Below are 24,491 nucleotides of genomic sequence, written 5' to 3' on the forward strand. Positions count from 1 at the left end.
GGGAACTCATGTCTCGTTACAAGATGGGTCTGTTCGCGGCGGCCTTTGCGTGGCTGGTGGTCGTGTCATGTTCACCATATCCAATCTATAATGGATCGGGCGCGCCGCCCGCGCCACGCGCCGATCTCGACGATGACGGCAGCGATGCCGACCGGGAGCCGGCGGTCGAATCGCCTCGCGCGCGCCGTAACCAGCGCCGCGCCGCCACGCCGACCACCATCGATGCCCGGCTCTTTCGGCGGATTGTCGACACCTACCTCGGCACTCCCTACAAGCGCGGCGGCGACAACCTGCGCGGCATCGATTGTTCCAATCTGGTGACGGCGATCTACCGCGACTACGACGGCACCGAACTGCCGGAGAACACCCGCGGGCTCTACCGCCTGCCCGAGGCTGTGGTCGACGACGAACTCCAGATCGGCGATCTGGTCTTCTTCACCTTTGGTTCGTCGCGTGGCCCGTCGCACGTGGGCGTCTACCTCGGCGACAACCGTTTCGTCCACGCCTCCGAATCCAGCGGCGTGGTCATCTCCTCGCTCGACGAGGCGATCTACCGCGACGCCTACCGTGGCGCGCGCCGTGTCGCCCCGTTGCTGCACACCGGCGAATAACTAACGCCGTCCCATCCTTCCCGGGGCAATATCTGGTCCGGCGCGTCCAGCCCAGGGCTTAAGCCGTGGGCTATTTTGTTCCGTCCCTTCGAGGCTCCGTTGGTGACATCTGTTACAGCAGACTCGTCGCGATCCGCGAGCTATTGTCATACTGAGCGCAGCGAAGCATCTGCTTTTTCGCCGTGGGGCTGGACAGCAGCCCCTTCGCTTCGCTCAGGGTGACAGGGTAGGGGCTGTCGGGGGTGACCGATGCTGTGCGCTGATTCGCCGCGCTGGCACCGCGGTCGCCTCTATCGATTTGCGCTGGTCGCACGTAGATTAGACACCATGGCAAACCTGGCCGACAAGCTCGACACCCTGCCCGACCGTCCCGGGGTCTACATGTTCAAGGACGCCGACGGGGAGATCCTTTATGTCGGCAAGGCCAAGAACCTACGCAACCGGGTGCGTTCCTACTTCCGCGAGGCCGGACCTACCCACCCGCGCACCCTGCGCCTGTTGGAACGGGTGGCCGATTTCGACATCCTCTCGACCGATTCGGAAATCGAGGCGCTCATCCTCGAGGCCAATCTGGTCAAGGAGCACAAGCCGCGCTACAACGTCAGTCTCAAGGACGATAAACGCTACCCCTATATCAAAGTCACGACCAACGAGCCCTTCCCGCGCATGCTGGTGGTGCGGCGGATGCGCAAAGACGGCGCGCGCTATTTCGGGCCCTACACCAACGTCAAGGGGATGCGCCAGACGATCAAGACGCTGGGCCGGGTCTTCCAGATTCGTTCCTGCAACCTGATCATTCCCTCGCCGACCCGGCGCGAGTACCGTGTCTGTCTCGACTACTTCATCAAACGCTGCCCCGGCCCCTGCGAGGACAAGATCTCCGCCGCCGCCTACAGGGCGCTGATCGATTCCGCCTGCCTGTTTCTGGAAGGGAAGGAGGGGCGGCTCATCGAACAGATGACCGCGCAGATGAACGAGGCGGCCGAGGCGATGCGTTTCGAGGAGGCGGCCGAGTGGCGCGACAAATTGCGCGCGGTCGAATCGGTGCGCCAGAAGCAGAAGGTGGTCGACGATGACCAGGCCGACCGCGACATCATTGCCCTGGCCCGCTCCGAGAAGGTGGTCGCGGCGGTGGCGCTCCAGGTGCGCGAAGGGATGCTGATCGGCCGGCAGAACTACCAACTGGCCGCCGAACCCGATGACGACGAGGGCGACATCCTCGCCGCCTTCATCAAGCAATACTACCTGCACTCGCCCTCGATTCCCGATGAGGTCTACCTGCCCTTCCATCCGTCCGAGGAGGACCTGATCGGGGAGTGGCTCTCACGCGACCGCAAACGGGCAGTGCGTCTGATCGTGCCGCAGCGCGGCGAACGGCTGGCGTTGCTGGAGATGGCGGTCACGAACGCCCGTCTGGCGCTCAACGAGATGCTCACGCAGAAGGCCGCCGCGGCGGTGCGCATCCCCGAAGGGGTCTACCAACTGCAGAAGGACCTGCGCCTGGCGGTGCCGCCACGCACCATCGGCGCCTTCGATGTCTCCAACCTCGGCGAGACCGATCCGGTCGGGTCGCTGGTCTTTTTCCGCGACGGCAAGCCGCTCAAGCGCGAGTACCGCCATTTCAAGATCAAGACTGTGATCGGCCGCAACGATTTCGCCATGATCGGCGAACTGGTCACCCGCTGGTTCTCCGATCTGGTCGAGGAGGGCAAGGAGTTCCCCGATCTGGTGCTGATCGACGGCGGCGCAGGTCAACTGTCGGCGGCGCTGCGCGCGTTGGAAGCGCTCAACATCAGCGATGTGCCTGTGATCGGTCTGGCCAAACGGCTCGAGCAGGTGGTCCTGCCCGCCGGGCCGATGTTGTCGATTCCGCGCTCGTCGCCGTCGCTGCGGCTGTTGCAGCGTGTGCGCGATGAAGCCCATCGCTTCGCCGTCACCTTCCAGCGCGAACGCCGCAAGAAGCGCGTGATCCAATCCGAACTGGACAACATCGCCGGTGTCGGCCCCGCCCGCCGCCGCGCGTTGCTTTCGGCCCTCGGGACGGTCGAGGCGATCGCGCAAGCGACCGTCGACGACCTCCGCGAAAAAACCGGCATCGACAAAAAAACCGCCGAAACCGTCTGGCGGCACTTCCATCCGGACGGCGTCACCGGGCCGGTCACGTCGCCCTTGGAAGATGATTGATCCCTGCATTCCCGCACGGCACCTTCGCCCCATGGCTCCCAAGCCCCTCCCGTCGTCTTTCTATGACCGGCCGACGCTGACCGTGGCGCGGGAACTGTTGGGGTGCGAGCTATGGGTCCGCAACGGCCGCTCGGAGTGTGCCGGACGGCTGGTGGAAGTCGAGGCCTACGTCGGCGAGGAAGACCCGGCCTGCCATGCGCACCGCGGCATGACGCCGCGCAACTGTGTGATGTACGGGCCGCCGGGACATGCCTACGTTTACTTCACCTACGGCAACCACTGGATGCTCAACTTCGTCACCGAACGCGCGGGATTTCCGGCGGCGGTGCTGATCCGCGGGATCGAGCCGCTTGCAGGGATCGCACTGATGCGTCGGCGTCGTCGGGTCGACCGCGACTTCGATCTCACCAACGGCCCCGGCAAACTGACCGCCGCCTTCGGCATCACCGGCGCTGACAATGGCGCCCGTTTGGACGGCGAACGGTTCCGCGTTCTGCCGCCCACGGCCCCGGTTGGGGCGATCGAGGTCAGCGGACGTATCGGTGTGAACGAAGGCCACGAGCGTCCCTGGCGATTCTACCTGGCCAGCAATCCCTGGGTCTCCCGCTACCGTCTGGGCGCCAAATCCGCGCGTTCCCGATCGCGGTAATCCAACTTGCCTTGCGCGTGTTGTTCTGGCCCCCCGGGGCGTGTGTTGGTATTATGCCCGCACCGACGGGGAACAACTCCGCCGGCGACTTGTTGTGCGAGATTCACGATGCTGACCGACCCCGTCTTTTTGCTCATCTTTCTGCCGGCGCTGCTGTTCTCGCTGACCTTTCACGAGGCGGCGCACGCCTGGATGGCGTGGCGTCTGGGCGACCCGACCGCGCGCATGCTCGGACGGTTGACGCTCAATCCGATCGCGCATCTGGATTTCTTCGGCACGTTGATGCTGATCATCTCGCAGTTCCGATTCGGCTGGGCCAAGCCGGTCCCGGTCGATCCGCGCAATTTTCAGAATGAGAAGCAGGGGATGTTCCTGACCGCGGCGGCCGGTCCGGCATCGAACATCCTGCTGGCGATCGCCTGCGGCATCGGCATCCGCCTGCTTTTGGCCAACGGCTGGGGATCATCGATGACCGAGGGATTCTGGCCGTCGCTGGGGCGCATCATCGGCATGGCGTTGATCATGAATCTCTCGCTGGCCTTCTTCAACCTGATTCCACTGCCGCCGCTGGATGGTTCGAAAATCCTGTATGGTCTCTCACCGCGCGAGTGGGACCGTCACCTCTGGCATCTGGAGCAAGTCGGGCCGATGATCTTAATCGGCATCATCGCCATCGGCATGTTTGCCGGTTTCTCGCCGATCTGGTTGATGATCGGCCCGGTGGTGAACTTCTTCTGCCACGCCCTGAGCGGCCTGCCGATCGGGTACCTCTACGCGCTCATCTACACGACCTGATGGGACTGCGTTCGCCCATACGTTCGCTTTTCACTTCCGTTGTGCTTCTGATCGGTCTGGCCGGGCTGGGATGCGCCGGCGGGCAGGTGCTGTCCGGAGAGGATGAAGCGGCGCGGGTGCTGGAGCGTCTGCGCGAGCGCCGCGATGCCATCCAGACAGCAACCTACCGGGTGCGCTGGCGGGCGGTCGGGGTCGAACCCCACGCTGAGTTCATCCTCGAGATTGCCTACAAGGCGCCCGAGCAGTATCGGATCATCGCGACCGGCCCCTTCGGAATGCCCGCCTTCACCGCCGTAGTGGTCGGCGATGACTTCACCTTCGTCAACCACCGCGATGGCCGTTTCATCACCGACGAACTGGCCAACCTCATTGACTATGAGTTTCCCGTGGCGGAATTCTTCGAGGGACCCTGGCGCGACCTGTTTGGCGGCGGCTGGGGTGGTTCGCGCGAAGTTGACCATCTGACCCGCGTGGGCGAGTCCGACCGGTTCACCGCCCGCTCGGACGGGACCGACTGGACCATCAAGTGGAACCGTGGCAAGAATGGCCCTGCCAGCGTCGCCGCCCGCGCGGATAACGAGGACGGCGTGCTGGTCGCTGATGTGTGGTTCGATAATTTCCACCGCGATCGTCCGCCGTTCTGGCAGTTGGATCGACTGGTGCTGAGAGGGGTCGCCGACGGGGGAGAGCACCGATGGAAACTGCTTAAACAAGACTATAATATTCCAATTCCGGACCGGTTCTTTACCCCGTTGCAGCCGCCACCAGAGTGGGAACGGCCGCGAAATTAGTTTCTAAATTGGGCTTGACGACCGCGGCGAACGGCGTAATTTGCTGCCACTTTGAGGCTTAGGGGCACTTGAATGTGGGTTGCGCGTTGCCGATAGCCTCTATAGATTGACGCACACAGCGCACTTCGCAGTTGGGGGGGTGCGTTTGCTATCGTGGACAATGAGAAAGTGACTCCAGCAAGGAGGAGCAATGTTCAAGGGAAAACTGATCTGGGCGAGCTTGGCGATCCTGCTGGTGGCCATGCCGCTGCTGTCCAACTGCGCCTGGCGCGAGGGCGTGCCCTGCGATGATGTGATGCTGAAGGATGGCGGAGCCGACGCGGCCAAGGCCGCGGCCTATGATGACTCCGACCTGCGCAGCAAGATCGCCGATCTGGAACGTCGTCTGGCCGCCAACGAATCATTGGCCGATTCGGCGATGATGACCGCCCAGAAGGCGCTGGACTGCTGCCGCAAGGAGCATGAAATCCTGTTCACTGAGAATATCTATTTCGCCTTCAACCGCGCCGATCTGCGCCAGCAGTCGCGCGAAGTCCTGGACCGTGTGGCCGAGCGCCTGAAAGCGGATCCGGACCTGATCGCCGAGTTCTCGGGTTATGCCGACGCGGTGGGCAACGCCGAGTACAACATCGTCCTCGGCCAGCGCCGCGCCGAGGCCGCCCGCGACTATGTCGTCAACACGCACAAGATCAACTCCAGCCGTCTGGCGGTGCGCTCGTTCGGTAATTCCTCGGCGGTGCATCCGGCCACCGCGCCGGAGGATGTGCGCGAGGCCGACCGCCGGGTGACCATCGACATCCTCGGCTATTCCAAGTAGACTCGCTGCGATGGCAATAGAGAAGGCGGGGTGAGCGCGACTCACCCCGCCTTTTTGTCGGCTTTATCCGGATCGAAACTAACGTTCGGAATGCTTCGGCGACTTCTTTCCATCGTCGGTGGCCGCCGCCAGCCACTGGCGCATCTTGGCCACACCCTGCGCCCGGTCCAGAAGCGGCGCGTTCTTTTTGCCCACCCCCTGATGCATCCAGAAGCCGGGCGTCGGCGGGGCGGACTCCCAGGTCGCGTCGCCGGCGTGGAAGAGGTAGAGATTCCAGCCCATCGACCCCAAATCGAGGACATCCTGCCATTGCTGCGCCGCGACCAGCTTCGGATCCCAGAAGAACGCGAACCGGGCGTCGGCGCATTCGGCGGTGCGGGCCGCGGCGGCGGCACGGTCATCGCTTTCGACCACCGGCATCCAGATGATGTACGCTTTGACCCGCTCGTCGCGGATGCTGTCCATGATTCCCTGCACCTCCAGAAGCCCCTGGCGCGATGACGCCGAGGTTGGCGACAGCAGCGCCACCAGACGCACCATGCCGGCATCGGCGGCAAACCGCTCGCGCACCGGCGTTAGATCGCTTAAGTCGGCCAGACGCGTGTCGCTGGCGGCGGCGGAACGCACCGCCGGCATGGCAAACAGCGAATCGTCGACCGCCGGCACGATGGTGACTTCGGTGATGTCGATCATCGCGTCGAAGGAGCCGTCATCCACCAGTCGCTCGATCCGGTGCGGGAAGGAAAAGCCCTGAATGCGGCGGAACTTGCTGTAGCGCTGCTCGACCCGGTGCTGAAAACCGGGGGGGCCGAGGTAAAGGACTTCGCGCGCCACTTGGCGCAGGTTGGGATCGACGAACAACTCGTCGGTGACGCCCGTGCCGCGGTCGATGCGGAACAGGTAGCCGGCGGCGGGGCTCCAGGTTGACTTGTCCGGTGTGACCGCGATGCCCTTCTTGCTGGAATTGATGAGCGGTCCCTCGAAATCGGCCTGGCGCATGAACCACTCGCGCAGTCCGGGCATCACGCCGGCCGCCTGTCGTCCCCAGGGCCCCGGCTCGACGGTCCAGACCGTCTGGCCGTCGTAGGCCGACACGACCGTGTTGTCGCCCACGCCGATGTCGAAGCGGAGTTTGTTGGGACGCTTCCAGCGAATCTGCAGCGGATAGGCCCGTCCGTTCTGCGAAATCGTCCCGCGCATCACATATCCCTGCAAACCAAGGATGCGATCATCCCCGCCACGGGAATCCAAGTGCTGGTCAATCACCGCGGCCACATCATCCTGCCCCGGCGCGTAACCGCCCAGCGGTCCGAGCAACAGGCACAGCGTTACCAGCGATCGGCGCAACAACGTCATGATTGCTCCCCCTGCGTCAAGTGGACTCCGGTGGGACCGGACAACCAGTACCCGGCACACCTTTTTAGAATATCGGACCCGGCGCCGCCTTTCGAAACAGCAGACTTGCGGTATTGGTGTCTGCGGCAACGGGCGACCGACGGTCCCTGCCGTCGCTGACATTTTTTTGAACTCGTGTCGCGCTTGGCTGTATAAAGGCGTCCTTGCCGGTGCTCGTTTCCCGCACAGGACGGCCCGCAATGGCTCCGGCGGGCCGCCGACGACGGTAAGGTCTCCGGTGAAAAGGGCTTGGCAGGACCGGGCGAATGCATTAAACTCAGCGACTCGATGGACTTGGATCGGATCTGAATGTCATCGATCGATCGCGGCCTATGATTGAAGTTCAGGATCTGAGCAAGACCTACGGCGCCACCCGCGCCGTCGACCATATCTCCTTCACCGTGCCCACCGGCCAGATCATGGGCTTTCTCGGCCCCAATGGCGCCGGCAAGAGCACGACGATGAAGATCATCACCTGCTTTATGCCCCCGACCGAGGGGCGGGTGTTGATCGACGGACTCGACGCCGAGGAGCACTCCCTCGAAGTGCGCCGCAAAATCGGCTACCTCCCCGAAAACAATCCCCTCTATGCCGAAATGAACGTGCTGGACTACCTGACCTTCGTCCAGCGCCTGCGCGGCATTCCCGCCTCGGAGCACAAGCGGCGCAACGACCGCATGGTCGAACTCTGCGGCCTGGGTGAAGTGGTGCGCAAGGACATCGGCGAACTGTCCAAGGGGTACCGGCAACGCGTCGGGCTGGCGCAGGCGATCATCCATGAACCGGAAATCCTGATCCTCGATGAGCCGACCGTGGGGTTGGACCCCAACCAGATCGTTGAAATCCGCGCGCTGATCAAGGAACTGGGCCGCGCCAAAACGCTCATCCTCTGCACGCACATCCTTTCGGAAGTCGAGCAGGCCTGCGACCGGGTGCTGATCATTAACCGCGGGAAGATCGTCGCCGACGGTTCGCCGTCGTCGCTGCGCGCCGCCTCACAGGGGCAGGAGCGTCTCTGGGTCGAGATCAAGGGCCCGGCCGGCGAGGTCCGCGCGGCGCTGGAAAAACTCCCGGGCGCGGCCCGTGTCGCCCCCGACAGCAACGGCCGCTTTGTGATTGAATCGGCCGGCGGACGCGACCTGCGCGAGTCGGTCTTCACCATGGTTAAGGAACGCGACTGGGTACTTTTGGAGATGCGCCGCGAGAGCGTGCGTCTCGAAGATGTCTTCCGCGAACTGACCGCCGGGTAAGACGCCATGATGACGAACACCTGGACATTCACGGTCAAGGAGTTGAAGAGCTTCTTTAACTCGCCGGTGGCCTATGTCATCCTGACCCTGTTCTTGTTGATCGCGGGCTGGTTCTTTTCGGCCGGGTTGTTCCTCGTCGGCCAGGCCGAACTGCGCGACCTGTTCAGCACCGTGGTCCCGCTGGCCTTCCTCTTTTTTGTTCCCGCCATCACCATGCGGTTGATCGCCGAGGAGAAGAAAAGCGGGACGCTCGAACTGTTGGTCACGCTGCCGGTGCGGGATGTGGAGATCGTGCTCGGCAAGTTCCTCGCCGCGTTCATCCTGCTGGCGGTGGCGCTGCTGCTCACGTTCGCGTATCCGATGACCATCGCCACGCTCGGCGACCCCGACGGCGGCGCGATCGTCGGCGGGTATCTGGGGTTGCTGATGATGGGCGCCAGTTACCTCGCCATCGGCATGTTTACCTCGGGGCTCACGCAAAACCAGATTGTCGCGTTCATCACCGGCTTTGTGCTGATCTTCGTGTTCTACATGCTCGACAAGGTGGTCATCTTCTTCCCCGGCGCGATCGCGTCGATCCTGGAGTACCTGTCGATCACCTATCATCTGGACAACATCGCGCGCGGCATCATCGACACGCGTGACGTGATCTATTTCGCGTCGGTGATCACGGTCTTTCTCTATCTGGCCGTGCGCACGCTCGAATCGCGCCGCTGGCGCTAAGCGGTGGAATGGCTCATGCAGAAGAATGTCCGCAAAGGGATCGGTTCGCTGACGGCGGTGCCGCTGTTTGTGGCGGTGGTGATCGCCGTCAACCTGATCAGTCTGTTCTTCTTTGCGCGCATTGACATCACCGACGAACGGCTCTACTCGCTGTCGGACGCGTCCAAGCGGCTGGCCGAGTCGCTCGATGATCCGGTTGTCTGCAAACTCTACTTCTCCGAGGACGTCCCGGCGCCGTACAATGCCAATGCCCGCTACCTGAAGGACCAGCTCTACGAGTACCGCGCCTACTCCGGCGGGCAGCTGCGCTTTGAGTTCATCGACCCGGTCAAGACCGACCGCGAACGCGAGGCGCAGGCCCTCGGCATCCCGCCCCTGCAGGTTCAGGCCATCGAGAAGGACAAGATGGAACTGAAGAAGGTGTACATGGGGCTGGCCTTCCTGTATGAGGATAAGAAGGAAGTCATTCCGGTGGTGCAGTCGACGCGCAACCTGGAATACGAAATCTCCAGCGCCATCCGCAAGGTGACCGCCGACGAGGTGCCCATCGTCGGGCTGTTGGCCGGACACGGAGAACCGGAGCAGGGCGCCGGCCTCGACATGCTCACGCAGGCGATGGAGCAGCTCTATGAACTGCGCGCCGTCCGGATCGCCCCGGGGCAGTTGATTGACCCCAAAATCGACGTGCTGCTGATCATCGGCCCGACCGATTCGGTGCGCGCCTGGGACCGTTACGCCATCGATCAATTCGTGATGCGCGGCGGACGGCTGGCCGTCTTCTACGATCCAGTCGAGACCCGGCTGCAGGAACAGCAGGCGATGGACCGTCGCACCAACTGGCCGGAGTTCCTGCGCACCTACGGGATCGCCTTCAAGCCGGGGTTGGTGATCGACGCGCGCTGCGCGCGCATCGGCGTCACGCAGCAGCAGGGTTTCCTGCGCTTTCAGAACATCGTCGAGTATCCCTACATGCCGCAGGTCTCCGATTTCAATCCGGAGCACCTGGTCGGCAAAGATCTGCAGGCGGTCGACTTCCCGTTCGTGTCGCCGCTGGATTCGACCGCGGTCGACGGGACCAATTTGACCTTCACTCCCATCTGCTGGTCGTCGGAGCGCTCGGGCGTGCGGCGCGCGCCCTACGACATTTCGGCGATGCGGCAGTACCTGCCGGCGGACTTCACCGAGCCGCATCAGGTTCTCGCGGCTGCCATCACCGGCGCGTTCACCAGCGCCTACCCGAGCGGACCGCCGCCCGATTCGATGGTCAACACCGCGGTGCTGCCGCCGGCCACCGGCAGCATTTCCGATAACCGCATTGTGCTGGTGGGCGACGCCGACTGCGTCAGCGACAACGGCCTGCGCAACCCGGCCAACGCCGCCTTCGTGATGAACGTCGTCGACTGGCTCTCGCAGGAAGAGGGCCTGATCTCGATCCGCGCGCGCAATGTCACCGTGCGCCCGCTCGAGGAAGTCTCCGAGGGAAGCCGCACGATGGTCAAGTACGCCAACGTGTTCGGTCCGCCGCTGTTGGTCGTGTTGTACGGCGTGTGGCGCTGGCAGTCGCGCCGCCGTCGCAAGATGGGTTGATCGTCCATCGGGGGCGCTGCGATCATGAAACGAAACACGCTCGTGCTCGCCGGTCTGGTCGTCCTGCTCTGGGGCGCCTGGTACGTCTTCCACACCGAAGAGAAGACCGAACTGTCGATCCGCGAACGCCGCGATTTCTTCAAGGCCGATTCGACCGCGGTCGATTCCATCGCCGTCAAATATGCCAACTGGGCCTATCTCTCCCGGCGCGGCGGCAACTGGACGGTGATCTTTCCCGAGTACAGCCACGCGGCCGACCCGAACATCCTGCGCGATGTCTTTCGCTTCACCAACGAGATGGTGCTCGAGAACCTGATCTCGACCCGCCCGGAAAAACACAGCTCCTTCCAGGTCGACACCACCAGCGGCACCGTGCTGCAATTCTTCGCCGGCGGCGTGCCCGTGGCCGAGTTCGTCATGGGCAAGGCGGGGGCCGATTTCAATCACACCTATATCCGCCAACTGCAGTCCGATTCGGTCTACATGGCCCGCGGCGACTTCCAGCGCGTCTTCCGCCGCGTGCCGACCGACTGGGGCTCGCGGGTGATCGCGGAGACCGACTCGGCGCAACTGGTCAGCGTGCGCTGGATCACCCGCGACGGCGAGGTGCGGGTGGCGCGCGCCGACAACGGACCATGGCTGGTCTACAAGGACGGCGCCGCCGCCGGTCTGCCGGTCGACACCGCGGTCTTCAATGTCCGACTCCGCCGGTTCACGCCACTCACCACCGATGCCTTCGCCTCGGCCGGCACCGGCGTCGAGGCCGAAACGGACAACCCGTACATGCAGCTGATTCTTGACAGCCGCGACGGACGCTCCGACACGCTCTTGTGGAACCACCCGAAGGAAGACGATGGCCGCTACTTCGCCTTCCGACCCGGACGTCCCAAGCCGCTGTTTATCTTCTACAAGGGTTCTTTCGACCGCATCAAGGGTGTCTACGCCGACCTGATCGACAAGGGCGGCATCAAGCGCATCGACGAGCCGCAATAACGTCGGAGACGCCATGTGATCATCGGACTGGGCATCGATCAGATCGAAATCGCCCGCGTGGCTCGCAGCTGGCAGAAGTACGGCGACCGTTTTGGGCGGCGTGTCTTCACCGACGCCGAGTGGGCCTATTGCCTGTCGCGTCCGCATCCGGCCGAGTCCATGGCCGGACGGTTCGCCGCCAAGGAGGCGGCGATGAAGGCGCTCGGCTTGGGCTGGCCCGGCGGGATTGCCTGGCGTGACATCGAAATCACCCGCGAACCGACCGGCAAGCCCGGTCTGCGATTCTTCCGCAAGGCCGAATTGCGCGCCGCGCGTCTGGGCGTGACCCACACCGCGGTCAGCATGACGCACGATCTCACGTACTCGTCGGCAACCGTCGTTTTCGAGAAAGATTAGAGCGTCATCGTCCGCGGCGACGGGAGTTCCTGGCCGCCGGCGCGTCGGATTTGTCGTGCGCGGTGACGGCGGCCGTCAGGGATTCCAGCGCCAGTTTCTCCGACTTCAGCAGATCGCCCAGCAATTGGAGGGCGTGTCCGCGGGCGCGCGCGTTCTTCCACTGGCGCGCCAGATCGATCGAACCCGTCGCGTCACCGTAGAGCGCGTTCGCCAACTCGGCGAGCGTACCGGAGGCCGTGTGCAGGTGATACTGCGCCAATTTCAGCGGCTCGGTGATCGCGGTGTCGCGTTTCGTGCCCGCCAGCGAAGCGCACACGCCGACCAAGTCTACACGGACGCGCCGCATCCGTCCCAGCGCCAACGGATCACGCGGGTCGTGCGTCGGAGCCAGAGCCGGCAGCGTATCGGAGGATGCCAACAGATCCTGAACGCGTCGCAGGCTCAGCGGATAGGGCCGCACACCCTCCGCCGCCACCCCTTGGACCGAACGCACAATCGCGCGCAGATATTCCCAACTCAACGAATCCGCCGACAACTTCGGACGGTCCGTACGTCCGGTGATCGCCCAGGCCACTCCGGCGGTCGGACGATCGCTCCAATAGGTGAATCGTTCATGCCGTTCCGATTCGAGGACAATCTCAGGGCTGCCCGCCTCGTCGAACCACCACCAGTGGTCGGGCTCGCGCTGATCATAACCGTAGATCACCGCCGCCAGCGGATTGTTCATCAGCACCGGCTGGTCGGCGGACAGCGCTGCCGACAGCGACTCAGCGAAGGCGGCGGGCGGCAGGTCCAGCGGAATCAACTCGCGATAGCCAAGACCCGATCCGTCGAGGAAGGCGCGGATCTCGATGCGCTGACGGTCGGGATCGGGACGGTCATCGGCAAACACCGGCGGCCACTCCAGCGGGGACCGGTTCATTCGCAACATCAGCACCGGATCGAACGGGGTCTGATAGTAGAGGCAGAGACGTTCCAGCGAATAGGCGAGAGGATCGGCGGCGCTGGAATGCGTCACCCGCATGGCGGTCGCATCCCAGGTGGTGATGAGGTGGAAGATCGGGCGTGGTGCCGTGACAACCGAATCGGTCTTGGAAGCGGTCGCGCGGGGCCGCTGCGCCCCCGCCGGGTGCACATGCGCGATGATGGCGATGGCGCACAAACAGGCCAGCGGCCACCATTGAACACGCGCTGTCGCTGTCCGGGTTTCCACGGAGGGAAGATACACGCGGCGCGTCGGGAAAGTCCAAGCGGGATAGCAGGCAGAGGGAATCAGAACGTCACGACGAAATGCTGGAGCACTTCGAGTCCGGACAAGTCGATGGCGCCGAGGCCCTGCGCGCCGTCGGAGGAACCGGTCCAGACCCGCGCGCCAAACCCGGCGCGCGCCCTGAGCCCGAGCGCAAGATCCAGCCCTCCGCCGAACCCGGCCAGATGCGCCGCGTCCTCGAAAAACGGCGACGCTTTGGGATAGTCGTTGGCGGCAAGAAACTTTGCATCGACCGACAGCCAGCCGCTGACGGATTGACCCACCGGCATCCGTCCGGCGGCATGCAGACGGAAATCATCGCCGTGGCGTTTGTCCGTCTCGGCGATCAGGTCCTCCGCCGGCCCGGGCTGTTTGTCTTTGCCGCGCTGGATATACCGCAGACCGCCTTCCAGCGCGCCGCGGCCGAGCGCCACCACACCCGCCAGCCGGGCGTCGAATTGCACGCCATCGCGAAAGACCGCTTCGCCGTCGAGTTTGTCGTTGGTGCTGTAAATCACCAGCAGATCACAGGTCAGTCGATGGTTGGCGGGCCAGATGCGCTCGGCGCCGATGCCGCCGACCAGCCGTGACCCCGGCTGATATTCACGGCCGTTATCGTATGGCTCATACGTTCCCGCCAGATACAGCGCCGCCGAGGCGCCGACCACCCATTGCCCAGCCGGCAGCGCCAGTCCCGCCTGACCGAAGAGGTTAATGCCCTCGCCGGGATTCTTCAGCGGGAAGTTGAGGAAGTCGGATGACAGCCAGGACAACAGCTCCTGCTGGTCGCGCGAGAGTTTCTTTTGTCCGGTCGGCAACGACACTCCGCCGGCCAGGAGCACCTGATCTCCCATCAGGGAGGCAGCCACCTGGGCTTTGGCGTCGGTCAGGCCGCTGATCGGGTCGCCCGCGGAGGGCCAGTCTGCCGACGCGCTGACCACCGCGCCGGTCACCGCCAGTTCGACATTCTCGGCCAGCCCGGAGCGGATTGTCAGCGGCACATGCCATTCCTGAAGCGTGAACTCCTCATCGCCCGACACTTTCCACGACATGTAGGTGAGCCGCTGCGACATTTCCGGATTCTGGCCGTGGATGATCTGCGCGCGCGCCGATGTCGCGACCGCGGCGAGCATCGCGATGATGCCCAGGGCGGCCAGGGTCGTGCATGCCGGCGATCCTCTGCGGCTCATGGCTTCGCCTGGTCGAACTGACCATGGATGATGATGGTCGTGTTCGTGGAGGGCGGTGTGTAGGGATCGTCGATCGGCCCCGGCGGCGTCGTCGGCACCAGCCCGGCCTGGCCAAGCATGGCGCCCAGCCGGTCATCGGTGCGCGCCGGGCGTTCGGTCCACTCGAACGGGCCGCTGTGTTGCTCGATGAAATCCGCCAGCGGCTCGGGGCTTGCGTTCAGATCCAGCGAGGCCAGGTACGACATCTCACGGGCGCGATCGGCCGCTTCTCGGAAGCGCGGGTCGACATCCACGGCGCGCTCATACTCCCGCGCGGCATCGCGGGCGCGACCGGCTTCCTCTTCGGCCAATCCGCGCGCGTAGGACAGGTAGGCGACAAACGACTCGGTCGGAATCCGGTCGAGCGCCAGCTTCTCTTCCAACGTCGGCTCGATGCGCAACTTGGCGAGAATCTCCCAGAGGATGCGTTTCTCCATCTGGAACAACTGCGCCAGTTCGCCGACTTGGTCGCGCGCCGCGTCGAAGCGGCCGTCGAGGACTCCGACCAGACGGGTCCGCAGGCGCAGCCGTCCGGGCTCCACTTCCACCGCCTCGCCACCGACCACATGGGCGGCGCCGAGCAACCGTCCCAGCCGCGGCGCGCCGGCCGAGTCGAAAGGCGCCAGCGGCGACCGCTTCAACTCCCGGATCAGCCGGTCGACTCGCTCCCGCTCAACGACCCGCAGCGATTTCACTTTAGCAAGGTCCAACGCCAGCAATTCGGCCAGTCCGCGTCCGATGGGACGCAGGTTGTCGGGTAGACTGTCCGAGTTGAACGGGATGATCGCGATGGCCGATTCGGACAACGGCGGTGTGCCGGCCGCACGCTCGCGCGCCAGCGCCGCCTGGGCGGCCAGCCGCGCCTGCTCCCCGCGCAAGGTCTCGATGCGTTTGGTCAGATCGCGTGTCAATGCGCCCGAGGGTCGCCGCGCGATGCACTCCTCATAGTGTCGGATGGCCGCCTCGACACTGTCTTCTTCTTCGGCGATGTAGCCGAGAAAGAGATAGGCCGAAGGGAGATAGCCATCGAGTTCGACGGCCCGCGCAAACGACGCGCGCGCCGGCGCAAACTGCTGCGTGTGGAACTGGGCCTCGCCCAAGCGCGCCCAGGCGCGGGCATCATCGGGTGAGGAAATCGTCTGCGAGGTCAAAAGCGGGACCGCCCGGGCATAGTCACCCTCATACATCGCCCGCATGGCCCGCTGCCCGACGGTGGCCGCGCATCCGCCTCCGGCCAGAAGCACGCCGAGCGCGAGGGCGCAGGCGAAGACCCCCTGGGAGACGCGTTTCCGACCTGAGATCATCAGGTCACAGATAGCCGCCCCGGCCTGGCCGAGTCAATGCGATTGTTCAGGCACAGGCGGGAACGCCGTCCGGACGGCTTATGCCTTGACAGGGAGGTACCCGTGGCGGGAGATTGGCCGCGTGATGGCCGGCATCTGGCACGCTCTTCCCGCAGGACGCGCCACGGGACTTTTGCTTCTATCGCTCTGGCTGCTGGGTTGCGGCGACTCGCCGACCGGCGGCGGGGGCGCGGTCGCGCTGAAACTGAATGTCTCCCTGGAGACCCCGTCGCTGGCCTCGCGCATCGAGGTTGTCACCCTGACCGTCCGCTACGGCGCGGTGCCGGTCGGACCCGACACACTGAATTTCAGGAATGGCGTCATCGATGACACCGTCAGCGTCGCGCCGGGCGATACGGTCACGTTTGTCCTGCGCGCGCTGGATGGCGATGGGTTGGTGCTCTACGAGGGGCGTGATGGTCCACGCCAGGTCCAGCCCGGCGCGACACTGACCTTGAACATCGTGATGCGGCCGGCGCTTTTGATGCTGCGCGCCGCGCCGCTCTACCAGGAAGTCGAACTGGCCGGGCAGGAACTGGTCGATATCAGCATCAACGTGTACAACGTCGACTCACTGTTCGGCGCGGCGTTCCGGATCGACTACGACACCACTGTCCTGGATTTCGTCGCGGCCACCGAAGGGAGTTTTCTGCGCGGCGCTTCCGGCGCCGTGCCGACCTGGGCGCTGGTGCTGAAGGATTCCGCCAATGTGGTTGCCTACGCGGTCACGCGCTTGCAGCAGAGCGCGTCGCTGGTCGGTATCTCCACCGGGACGACGCCGGGGCATCTGGCGACCTTCCGGTTTTCCAAACGTCGCGCGGGGACGGCGCCGATCGCTCTGCGCGCCGGCGCGCAATTGGTTGACCACCATGGCGCCCCGGTGCGCAATCATGCGCTCCTGGTGCTGGAGTCGGCCACCGTGCGCGTCATCGGCAACTGAACCGTGATCCGATGAAACGGCATCGTATGAGCACCCGACCGACCAACCCAGGGAGAATCTGGCAGCAACTCGCGATTGCCGCGGTCTGTCTGGGCTGGGCGTTGGTGTTGCCGAGTTGGGCCTGGGCACAGAATTCCGTGGTGGTGCACGGCGGACGATTTCAGCCCTCGGCCGATTCAGTCACCGTCGGTATTTCCCTGAGCAACGCCGTGACGCTCTCGGCGTTGAGTCTGCCGCTGGAGATGCGCGAGCTGACCGCCGATGCGTTTGTGACGCGGCTCTCAATGCGCTTCGCCAACCGCCTCGCCGGAAACCTCCGGCTGCCGGACAACCCCCATACCGATCAGTTCGCCTCGCCCATCGGCGCATGTTACCAGGCCGCGGATTATTCAGACGGCGCCTGGCATCCGGTTGCCGTCTCACCCGAGGGGGCCTGGTTCTATCGCGAGGGAGACAACCTCGACGAGTACCTGGCGCCGGGCGCGGATACGGTGCCGTCAATCGTGCTTGATCTAGATCTTTCAGCCACGCCGGGCTCGTTTGTCGTCGACACCGCCTGCCTGATCCCCGGCGCGCCCAACCGCTTCCTGCACTTCCTCGATGACGGCGGCCTGTTGGTGCCGGTGTCGTTTACCGGCGACACCATCGAGATTCAAGGCGCACCGGTGGCGCGGGACACAAGCATCGTTGTCATCGTCGGAGACGCGGTCAGCGGGATGCTGCCGGCCTCCGATGTCAACGTGACCGATGTGTTGCAGTTCCTGGTTTCCGATCCGCCGACGCTCGGCACGGCCGACATCGATATTTCCGGAGCGTACTCGTACATCGCGCCGCCGGCGCCGGGCACGGATACGCTGGGGTATTGGGTTTCCGACGGCGACGCGTCCGATCTCGGGGTGGTGGAGTTTCAGATTATTCCACCACCGCCCGAGACGGTCTATGTGAGCACCGCCGGCAATGACTCTACCGGCGACGGCACCGCCGGCAATCCCTTCCGCACCATCCCGCATGCGATCCTGGGGACCAACGACGGCGACATCATCCTGGTCGCACCCGGCACATACGGCGGGCCGCAGGAAGGCGCGGTGATCTATCCGGGCGGACGCGCCCTGACGATCAAGTCGCTGGACGGCCCGTTTGTCACGACGCTGATCGGCCCCGGCGACGGCAGCGGGTCGGTGGTGGTGATGGACCTGCACAGCGGCGCTCACCCGGTCGTGCTCGATGGATTCACCATCGCCGACAACACGGTGACCGCGGAAGGTTGCGAGCATTGCGCCGGCGGCGTCTTTGTCGGCAATCAGACCAACGGCACCATCATCAACTGCATCATTCGCAACAACGTCGGCCGCAATCTCACCGGCGGGATCGAATACAATGGCGCCGGCGGCATGATCGCCAACAACTGGATCATCGGAAATTATGGCGGCGCGACGCCCTCCTCGGTCGGCGGCGTCGCGGTCTTCCCCGATGCCGACGTCGCCATCGTCAACAACACCATCTCCGGCAACCTCGGTCCCGGCCCGGACGGTGTGGCGGGCGTGCTCATCCACGAGGGCTCCTCGATCAGCCGCTTCGACAACAACATCGTCAGCTTCAATACGCCGGGGCGGGGGCTTGTCTCGGTGTCGGTGCTGCCGGGGTCGGAGTCGACGAAGAACAACCTCTATTTCGGCAACGGTGGATCGTCCATCGGCTTCGGCGCGACTTCGACGTGGATCTTCGAGGATCCACTCTATGTCGACGGTCCCACCGCCGATTTGCATCTGACCTGTCTTTCACCGGCGCGCCGCGCCGGCGAGGCGGCCTCGGTGCCCGCCGGATTGACGCGCGACATCGACCGGCAATTCCGCGTGACCGTCGCCCTTGAAGTCGACATCGGCGCCGACCAGTTCTACGACGCCGACAAGCAGGCGATGTTCACGCCGTCCGTTGATGCGGGCTGCGCGCCGCTCGTTGTCGATTTCACCAATCAGTCATTGTGCATCGACGAGCAGTGGCGTTGGAACTTCGGCGACGGTCAGACTTCGACGCTGAAGAATCCGAGCGTGACCTATCAAACCCCGGGCCTCTACGAAGTGCGTCTGATCGCGCTGGGGCAACTGGATGCCGACACCACCTACGACACCATCCGTGTCGACGCGCCGCTGACCCCCGATTTCACCAGCAATGTGCAAGCGGGCTGCGTGCCGTTCCAGGTGACCTTCACGGCCGCCGCCAACAGCGGCGTCGATTCGTACTCGTGGGATTTCGGCGATGGGGAAGCGGGCGTCGGCGCGCAGGTGACCCACACCTATGCCGACACCGGCCTGCACACCGTCCGTCTGGATGCCGTCAACTCCTGCGGCGCCGCCAGCCAGACCAAGACCGGTTACATCCATGCCCGCGCGCTGCCGGTGGTCGGTATCGCCTCATCGTTTGACTCGGTCACCGGGCCGGTGTGCAATCCGGCCGCGATCCGCTTTTATTACACCTCCGACCGCCCGATCCTCGGCTGGGACTGGGACTTCGGCGACAACTCAACCTCCAACGACTCGACTCCGGTCCACACCTACGTCGAGGGGGACACCTTCAGCGTCCGGCTGATCGCCACCGGCGAATGCGGCAATGTCCAGGTGGTGCGCACCGGATACATCAAGCTGACGACCCGCCCCAAGGCCACCGCCGCCGCCAGCCCGGCATTCGTGTGCGGGAGCGGCGCCCCGGTCACCTGCGCCGGCGCGGTCACCGGCAACTATATCAGCGCCGGATGGGTCTTCGGCGATGGCGGGACCGCCGCCGGACTGGTGGCGCAGCACACCTACGCGCAACTGGGACGGTACCTGCCCAAACTGGTGCTGCATTCGGTCTGCGGCATCGACACGATTCCCGTGGCCGACTCGATCACTGTCGGCACAACGCCGGTGGCCGCGTTCACCGTCGATGCCGACAGCGGATATGAACCGCTGAGTGTGCGCTTCGCCGATCAATCGACCGGGCAGCCGTCATCCTGGCTATGGCGGTTCGGCGATCAAGTCACAGCCACGACCCAGAATCCGACTCATCCGTACACCGCGGGCGTCTACCAGGCGGCCCTCGAGGCCAGCAACACTTGCGGAACCGACACCTCGACCCTGCGGCGGATTGTGGTTGGCAGTTTCCGTCCGCGGATCGTCGACTCGTTGGGCGTCAACGCCGACACCATCCTGTATTCCGTCGCGGTCGACTCGCTCGTCTTGCCCTACGATCACACCGTCTCTCTCTCGGCGCGGCTCACTCCGCTGCCGGTGCGCGGATCGATGACCTTTGTCGTGACGCCCGCGTCGGGAACGCCCCCGTTTAACGCCGTGCTCAAGGCCCGTCCATCGCCCGATCTGGCCTCCGGCAATTACACCATTGAACTGCGCGCCGTCGATTCCGCCCGCCTGAATCTGCAGGGCCAGCCGGTGGCCAAGACCGCGACCCGACCGTACACGTATGTCGGGATTACCAGCATCCAGGTCACGCCGTCGCCGATTGCGATGGACTCGACCATCGTCACGTTCTTCACCACACGTACCGTGACGGTGCGCAACACTTCCAGCGGCCCGCAAGGCATCAATCTGATCGTGCAGCCCGCCGAGGTTTCCGGCCCGCCCTTTGAAATTGTCCCTGGGCAGGGCAATGGCGCGACACTGGCGCCGGGCGCGCAGGTGACCTGGACGCTCGGGTTCCGTCCGGGGCGCAAAGGCGACTTCAGTGGATTCCTGCGGGTGCGCTCCAACGATCCCGGCACACCGGTCCTGCAGGTGCCGATGAATGGACGCGGTATCGGCGAGCAGGTCCCGCCCCGTGTGACCGCCGCCGTGCCCGCTCAGGCTGGCGAGGCGTTGATCGATCAGAGCGTGGTGCTGACCTTCTCCGAACCGATGGTGATCGTGCCCATCGGGCCGGTGGTGGACGTTCGTTCACGACGCGCCGATGCCGTGGTGGCCGGTCAGGGGCAAATGACGCCGCTGTCGCTCACCTTCGCGCCCGCGGCATGGTTCTGGCCGGATGACACGATCACGTTCCGTCTGCGCGCCCAGGTCACCGACACCAACGGAAATCGGCTCGACGGCAACGCCGACGGCAGCGAAGCCGGTTCGCCCGATGACGATTATCTGCTGACCTTCTACACCGGCCCCGGCGTGTTCCCGGGCGATGCCAATCACGATGGCGCCGTCAATGAAGGCGATCTGCTGCCGCTGGGTCGTTTCTGGCGGACGCAGGGGCCGCCGCGGACGCGGCCCTACACCGATTTCTCAGTGCAACCCGCCCGCGCCTTCCCGGTGCGCGCCGCCGCGCATGCGGATTGCGACGGCAATGGCATCGTCGACTCGGCGGACATCTGTCCGATTGCAGAATTTTTCGATCGCGATACCGTCCTGCCAAAGGTCGCCGTGGAGCAGTGGCTGGCAGAGGCGGGGACCTGGTCGTCGAGCGTGGTCGATGCCTTGCTCGGCGCGCTGGTTGATTGCGGCGGCTCGGGACAGGGGGCGGCGATCTTGCGGGACGTGCTTGAACGCATGCAGGGGCAGACCCCGATACCGTCCGGATACGCACTCGATCAGAACTATCCCAATCCCTTCAATCCGGCGACGGTGATTGCCTTTTCGCTGGCGCAGACGGGTCCGGTCCGGCTCGATGTCTACGACATCCTGGGCCGCCGTGTCGCAACACTGGCCGAAGGCGATTGGCCGGCCGGTCATCATCGGGTGGTCTGGGATGGCCGTGATGAGGACGGCATCGAGCGCGCCAGCGGTGTCTATTTCTATCGCCTGCAGGCCGATGGCTTTCAGCAGTCGCGTAAGATGCTATTGTTGAAGTAATTGCCGCCGCCCGGGAACCGCCGGCGTCTCCACGCGTTACTCCCGAAGCAAAAGGCCCGCGATAAAACCCTTGGATTTCAACGGGCTATCGGGTATTTTGGCCGTCTGAACAGGAGCGGGAAATGGCAAAGAAACAAACGTTTGCGGATAAGCTGAAGAAAGAAAAGGGCGGAAGCCTCTGCCCGGTCTGCGGGGGCACAACCCAGCCGGTGCGTCTGCTCAATCCGGAAGAGGATCCGGTGACCGGAGCCATCAAGTTCCGCACCGCGATCGTGGTTGTCTGCAAATGCAATCATAAGGCAGTCTACGGTTAGTTTCCGGGCCTCCACGACGTTTTGATCACGGCGCCGTGTTGACAAACGCGGCGCCGCGTTCTGCCTTTGGCGGGCGCGAAAACGCGGGGTCAACACGGTCGCACGCCATGACACGCAACACCACATTCCTCTACAACATCCTCAAACCGGGGCGCTACCTCGGCCGGGAGCAGGGATTGCCGGAGACACCATCCTCCGCGCGCGCCGTGGCGCTTTGCCATCCCGACCGCTACGAGCAGGCGATCGTTGACCCCCTCTGGCGTCGTCTGTATTTCCAATTGAACGACGGCCCGCAACTGCGCGCCGCGCGGGTGGTGGAATACGCGAACGATGTCTGGGCTTTCCTTCGGGATCAATCCCGGCCGGTGTTCACGCTCGACGGCGACGATGATCTGTCCCGGATGACGACCGCGCTCTTCTGGGCGCCCGATCCGTTGACCGCCGCGCGCATCCCCGCGATGCTGGCGCGCCTTAATCTCGATCCGCAACGTCAGAATGTCGGCGTCCTGATCGACGGGCTCTGGATACCGCGGTTTCTCTCCGGGCATGTCGATTGGGTCATGCCGGCGCCCGGTGGCTGGATCCCTGCGACGCTGCCGGGCGATCTGGCGCAGAACGCGGTTGTGCCCGATGGCGCGCTGGTGGCGCGTCCGTTTCTCGATGCCGACCGGTTGCCCGGTTGGACCCTGCCCCGCCGGATCCAATGTCAGCCGAAACTGACGCCGCGCTGGGTGCCGCTGACCGAGGTCGACGATGATTACGCTGATGTCGAACTCTGCGGCATCGATGATCAGGGACGCCTCCGCCCGCGGCCGCTGGCGGCCCTGGTCGCCGATGCCTTGATCGCCCTGGATGAGACCGGCGTCGACGGTTTGCGATTCTGCGGCGCGATCGGCGATCACTCCGAGATGCTGGTCACCGCGCTCGGTGAATTGCAGCGTCGCCGCAATATGAAGCGTGTACGGGCGCAACTGCCGCCGGTCACCGTCGCCGATTTCGGCCGTCACTGGGGCGCCTACCGCCCGCATCTGCTCAAGCCGACCCTGTCACTGGCGCTGGCCGAACCGATCGATGTCCCGGCCACCATCGAGTTGGCGCGCGTCGCCTTCAACGGCGGATGGCAGGGGCTGACCGCGGTACTGCATTTTGATTCCTTTGATGGGTTCTCGCGCCTGTTGGCGCCGATGCGGGATGTCATTGATGGCTGGTCGCGCATCGCCGAAGGGTATCAGGACCGCCGCGTCCTCCGCCTCGAGTACCGTCCCGCGCCGCTGGATCGCTGGCGCGACCCAGCCAGTGCGCCCGACGAGAACGCCGTCCGCCACTACGCCGGTGAGTTCCGCCACTTCAAAGATGATCTTTCGCGTCAGGCCGCGGTCGGCGGGTTCCGCATCGAAGACATCATGGCGCGCAACTGGATCGCCGCCGCCGACCACGATCTCTGGCGGCCGTTGGCGGCGCTCGATCTGACCGACCGCAACGATCCCGAGGCGCCGCCCTTTGACTGGTTTGCCTGGGTACGGCAATCGTCCGGCCTCACCGGACCGCCGACGTCGACGTGGTGGAATCTCCCTGCGCCGCCGCCGGAGCGTTGCGTCGAGCCGCTGCCGGTGCCTGATGATGCCACCCGCGCGGTGCTGGCGGCCCCCGCCGATGAGTTCTTCGGACGCCGTAAGAGGAAGACCGGCTTTTCGCGCCGTCTCAGCGCGCCGTCAATGACCCGGATGCGCGTGCGCTGGGCCAAAGAGATGCCCTGGCGGCTTTACTCGCATCTGGATTTGGTGCGCGCGATCGAGCGCGCCATCCGTCGCGCCGGGCTGGCCGCGGCTTATTCCGAGGGATTCCACCCGCGGCTGAAGTTGTCGTTCGGGCCGCCGTTGGCGTTCGGCCTGCTTTCGGATGCGGAGTACTTCGACTTGCTGCTCGAGGAAGAGTTCGATCCCGCCGATGCCGGACGTTTGGCGCGGCAGCTGCCCGAGGGGCTGCGCCTCATCGATGCGCGCGGCGTCCCCGCCGGGATGCCAGCCTTGACCGACACGATTAACGAAGCGGTCTACACCGCGCTGTTGCCGCTGTCGCTGCGCGAAGCGCAGGAGAAACTCGACCGTTTCCATGCCCAGCCCGACGTCCGCTGGCGGCGTCCCGGCCGCGATGACCGGCGTCCGGTTGACCCGCGCCGCACCCTGCGCACCATTGCGGTCGAAGAGACCGAGGAGGGTGTGCGCTGGCATCTGAATTTGATTCTCGGCGGCGAAGGCAGCATCCGTCCGACCGACTGGGCGATGATGCTGTTTGGCTTTGCGCCGGAACAAATGCCGGAGATCGTCATCCGGCGCACCGCGCTGCTGATTCGGCGCGGTGGTCACACACGGACGCCGTTTGATCCGATCTGAGAG

19 protein-coding genes are annotated in these 24,491 nt (G+C 64.7%); 15 read left to right on the top strand and 4 right to left on the bottom strand.

From position 1 onward, the window contains the following. Positions 1–8: 8 nt before the first annotated feature. The 6 genes from VNN55_12190 (at position 9) to VNN55_12215 (ending at position 5,847) form a co-directional block, all read left to right on the top strand. On the top strand, positions 9–611 hold the full coding sequence (locus VNN55_12190; protein HWO58316.1) for an NlpC/P60 family protein: 603 nt from the start codon (positions 9–11) through the stop codon (positions 609–611). Positions 612–938: 327 nt separating this feature from the next. Continuing rightward, complete coding sequence (gene uvrC, locus VNN55_12195; protein ID HWO58317.1) at positions 939–2,795, top strand: excinuclease ABC subunit UvrC; 1,857 nt, start codon at positions 939–941, stop codon at positions 2,793–2,795. Positions 2,796–2,826: 31 nt separating this feature from the next. Then, positions 2,827–3,444, top strand: a complete 618-nt coding sequence (locus VNN55_12200) for a DNA-3-methyladenine glycosylase (protein HWO58318.1) — start codon at positions 2,827–2,829, stop codon at positions 3,442–3,444. Between the two features lie 108 nt (positions 3,445–3,552). Further along, positions 3,553–4,239: a site-2 protease family protein gene (locus VNN55_12205; protein HWO58319.1), complete on the top strand. Its 687-nt coding sequence runs from the start codon at positions 3,553–3,555 to the stop codon at positions 4,237–4,239. Further along, positions 4,239–5,030: a hypothetical protein gene (locus VNN55_12210; GenBank protein ID HWO58320.1), complete on the top strand. Its 792-nt coding sequence runs from the start codon at positions 4,239–4,241 to the stop codon at positions 5,028–5,030. The genes VNN55_12205 and VNN55_12210 overlap by 1 nt, the downstream gene beginning before the upstream one ends. 190 nt (positions 5,031–5,220) lie before the next feature. Beyond that, the gene (locus VNN55_12215) at positions 5,221–5,847 is read left to right on the top strand and encodes an OmpA family protein (GenBank protein HWO58321.1); all 627 of its coding nucleotides are present in this window, start codon (positions 5,221–5,223) and stop codon (positions 5,845–5,847) included. Between the two features lie 78 nt (positions 5,848–5,925). Here VNN55_12215 and VNN55_12220 read toward each other — a convergent pair whose 3' ends face one another. Further along, positions 5,926–7,203: a hypothetical protein gene (locus VNN55_12220; protein HWO58322.1), complete on the bottom strand. Its 1,278-nt coding sequence runs from the start codon at positions 7,201–7,203 to the stop codon at positions 5,926–5,928. A 371-nt stretch (positions 7,204–7,574) separates the two neighbouring features. Here VNN55_12220 and VNN55_12225 point away from each other — a divergent pair, with 371 nt between their 5' ends. Genes VNN55_12225 through acpS form a run of 5 tightly spaced genes read left to right on the top strand, consistent with a single transcriptional unit; the run spans position 7,575 to position 12,191 of the window. Further along, complete coding sequence (locus VNN55_12225; protein HWO58323.1) at positions 7,575–8,492, top strand: ATP-binding cassette domain-containing protein; 918 nt, start codon at positions 7,575–7,577, stop codon at positions 8,490–8,492. Positions 8,493–8,498: 6 nt separating this feature from the next. After that, on the top strand, positions 8,499–9,215 hold the full coding sequence (locus VNN55_12230; GenBank protein HWO58324.1) for an ABC transporter permease: 717 nt from the start codon (positions 8,499–8,501) through the stop codon (positions 9,213–9,215). Between the two features lie 15 nt (positions 9,216–9,230). After that, on the top strand, positions 9,231–10,802 hold the full coding sequence (locus VNN55_12235; GenBank protein HWO58325.1) for a Gldg family protein: 1,572 nt from the start codon (positions 9,231–9,233) through the stop codon (positions 10,800–10,802). Between the two features lie 24 nt (positions 10,803–10,826). Further along, positions 10,827–11,795 (top strand): DUF4340 domain-containing protein, encoded by a 969-nt coding sequence (locus VNN55_12240; GenBank protein HWO58326.1) that lies wholly within the window; start codon positions 10,827–10,829, stop codon positions 11,793–11,795. Between the two features lie 15 nt (positions 11,796–11,810). Then, the gene (acpS, locus tag VNN55_12245; GenBank protein HWO58327.1) at positions 11,811–12,191 is read left to right on the top strand and encodes a holo-ACP synthase; all 381 of its coding nucleotides are present in this window, start codon (positions 11,811–11,813) and stop codon (positions 12,189–12,191) included. Positions 12,192–12,195: 4 nt separating this feature from the next. On the opposite strand, the gene VNN55_12250 is transcribed toward acpS, so the two are convergent. From VNN55_12250 to VNN55_12260, 3 genes are all read right to left on the bottom strand, one after another. Continuing rightward, complete coding sequence (locus tag VNN55_12250) at positions 12,196–13,353, bottom strand: hypothetical protein (protein HWO58328.1); 1,158 nt, start codon at positions 13,351–13,353, stop codon at positions 12,196–12,198. A gap of 110 nt (positions 13,354–13,463) precedes the next feature. Then, positions 13,464–14,630: a hypothetical protein gene (locus VNN55_12255; protein ID HWO58329.1), complete on the bottom strand. Its 1,167-nt coding sequence runs from the start codon at positions 14,628–14,630 to the stop codon at positions 13,464–13,466. Next, positions 14,627–15,973, bottom strand: coding sequence for a tetratricopeptide repeat protein (locus tag VNN55_12260; protein HWO58330.1), 1,347 nt, complete (start codon positions 15,971–15,973; stop codon positions 14,627–14,629). Before VNN55_12260 ends, VNN55_12255 begins: the two co-directional genes overlap by 4 nt. A 124-nt stretch (positions 15,974–16,097) precedes the next feature. On the opposite strand from VNN55_12260, the gene VNN55_12265 reads away from it, so the two are divergent. From VNN55_12265 to VNN55_12280, 4 genes are all read left to right on the top strand, one after another. Next, positions 16,098–16,952: a cohesin domain-containing protein gene (locus VNN55_12265; protein ID HWO58331.1), complete on the top strand. Its 855-nt coding sequence runs from the start codon at positions 16,098–16,100 to the stop codon at positions 16,950–16,952. A gap of 26 nt (positions 16,953–16,978) precedes the next feature. Then, positions 16,979–21,781 (top strand): PKD domain-containing protein, encoded by a 4,803-nt coding sequence (locus VNN55_12270; GenBank protein ID HWO58332.1) that lies wholly within the window; start codon positions 16,979–16,981, stop codon positions 21,779–21,781. A 122-nt stretch (positions 21,782–21,903) separates the two neighbouring features. Then, positions 21,904–22,095, top strand: coding sequence for a hypothetical protein (locus VNN55_12275; protein ID HWO58333.1), 192 nt, complete (start codon positions 21,904–21,906; stop codon positions 22,093–22,095). Between the two features lie 107 nt (positions 22,096–22,202). Beyond that, positions 22,203–24,488 carry a TIGR03936 family radical SAM-associated protein gene (locus VNN55_12280; GenBank protein HWO58334.1) on the top strand — a complete coding sequence of 762 codons (2,286 nt, stop codon included), beginning with the start codon at positions 22,203–22,205 and terminating at the stop codon, positions 24,486–24,488. Positions 24,489–24,491: the final 3 nt, after the last annotated feature.

It is taken from the genome of bacterium, from assembly GCA_035559435.1.
GTDB lineage: Bacteria > Zixibacteria > MSB-5A5 > WJJR01 > WJJR01 > JACQFV01.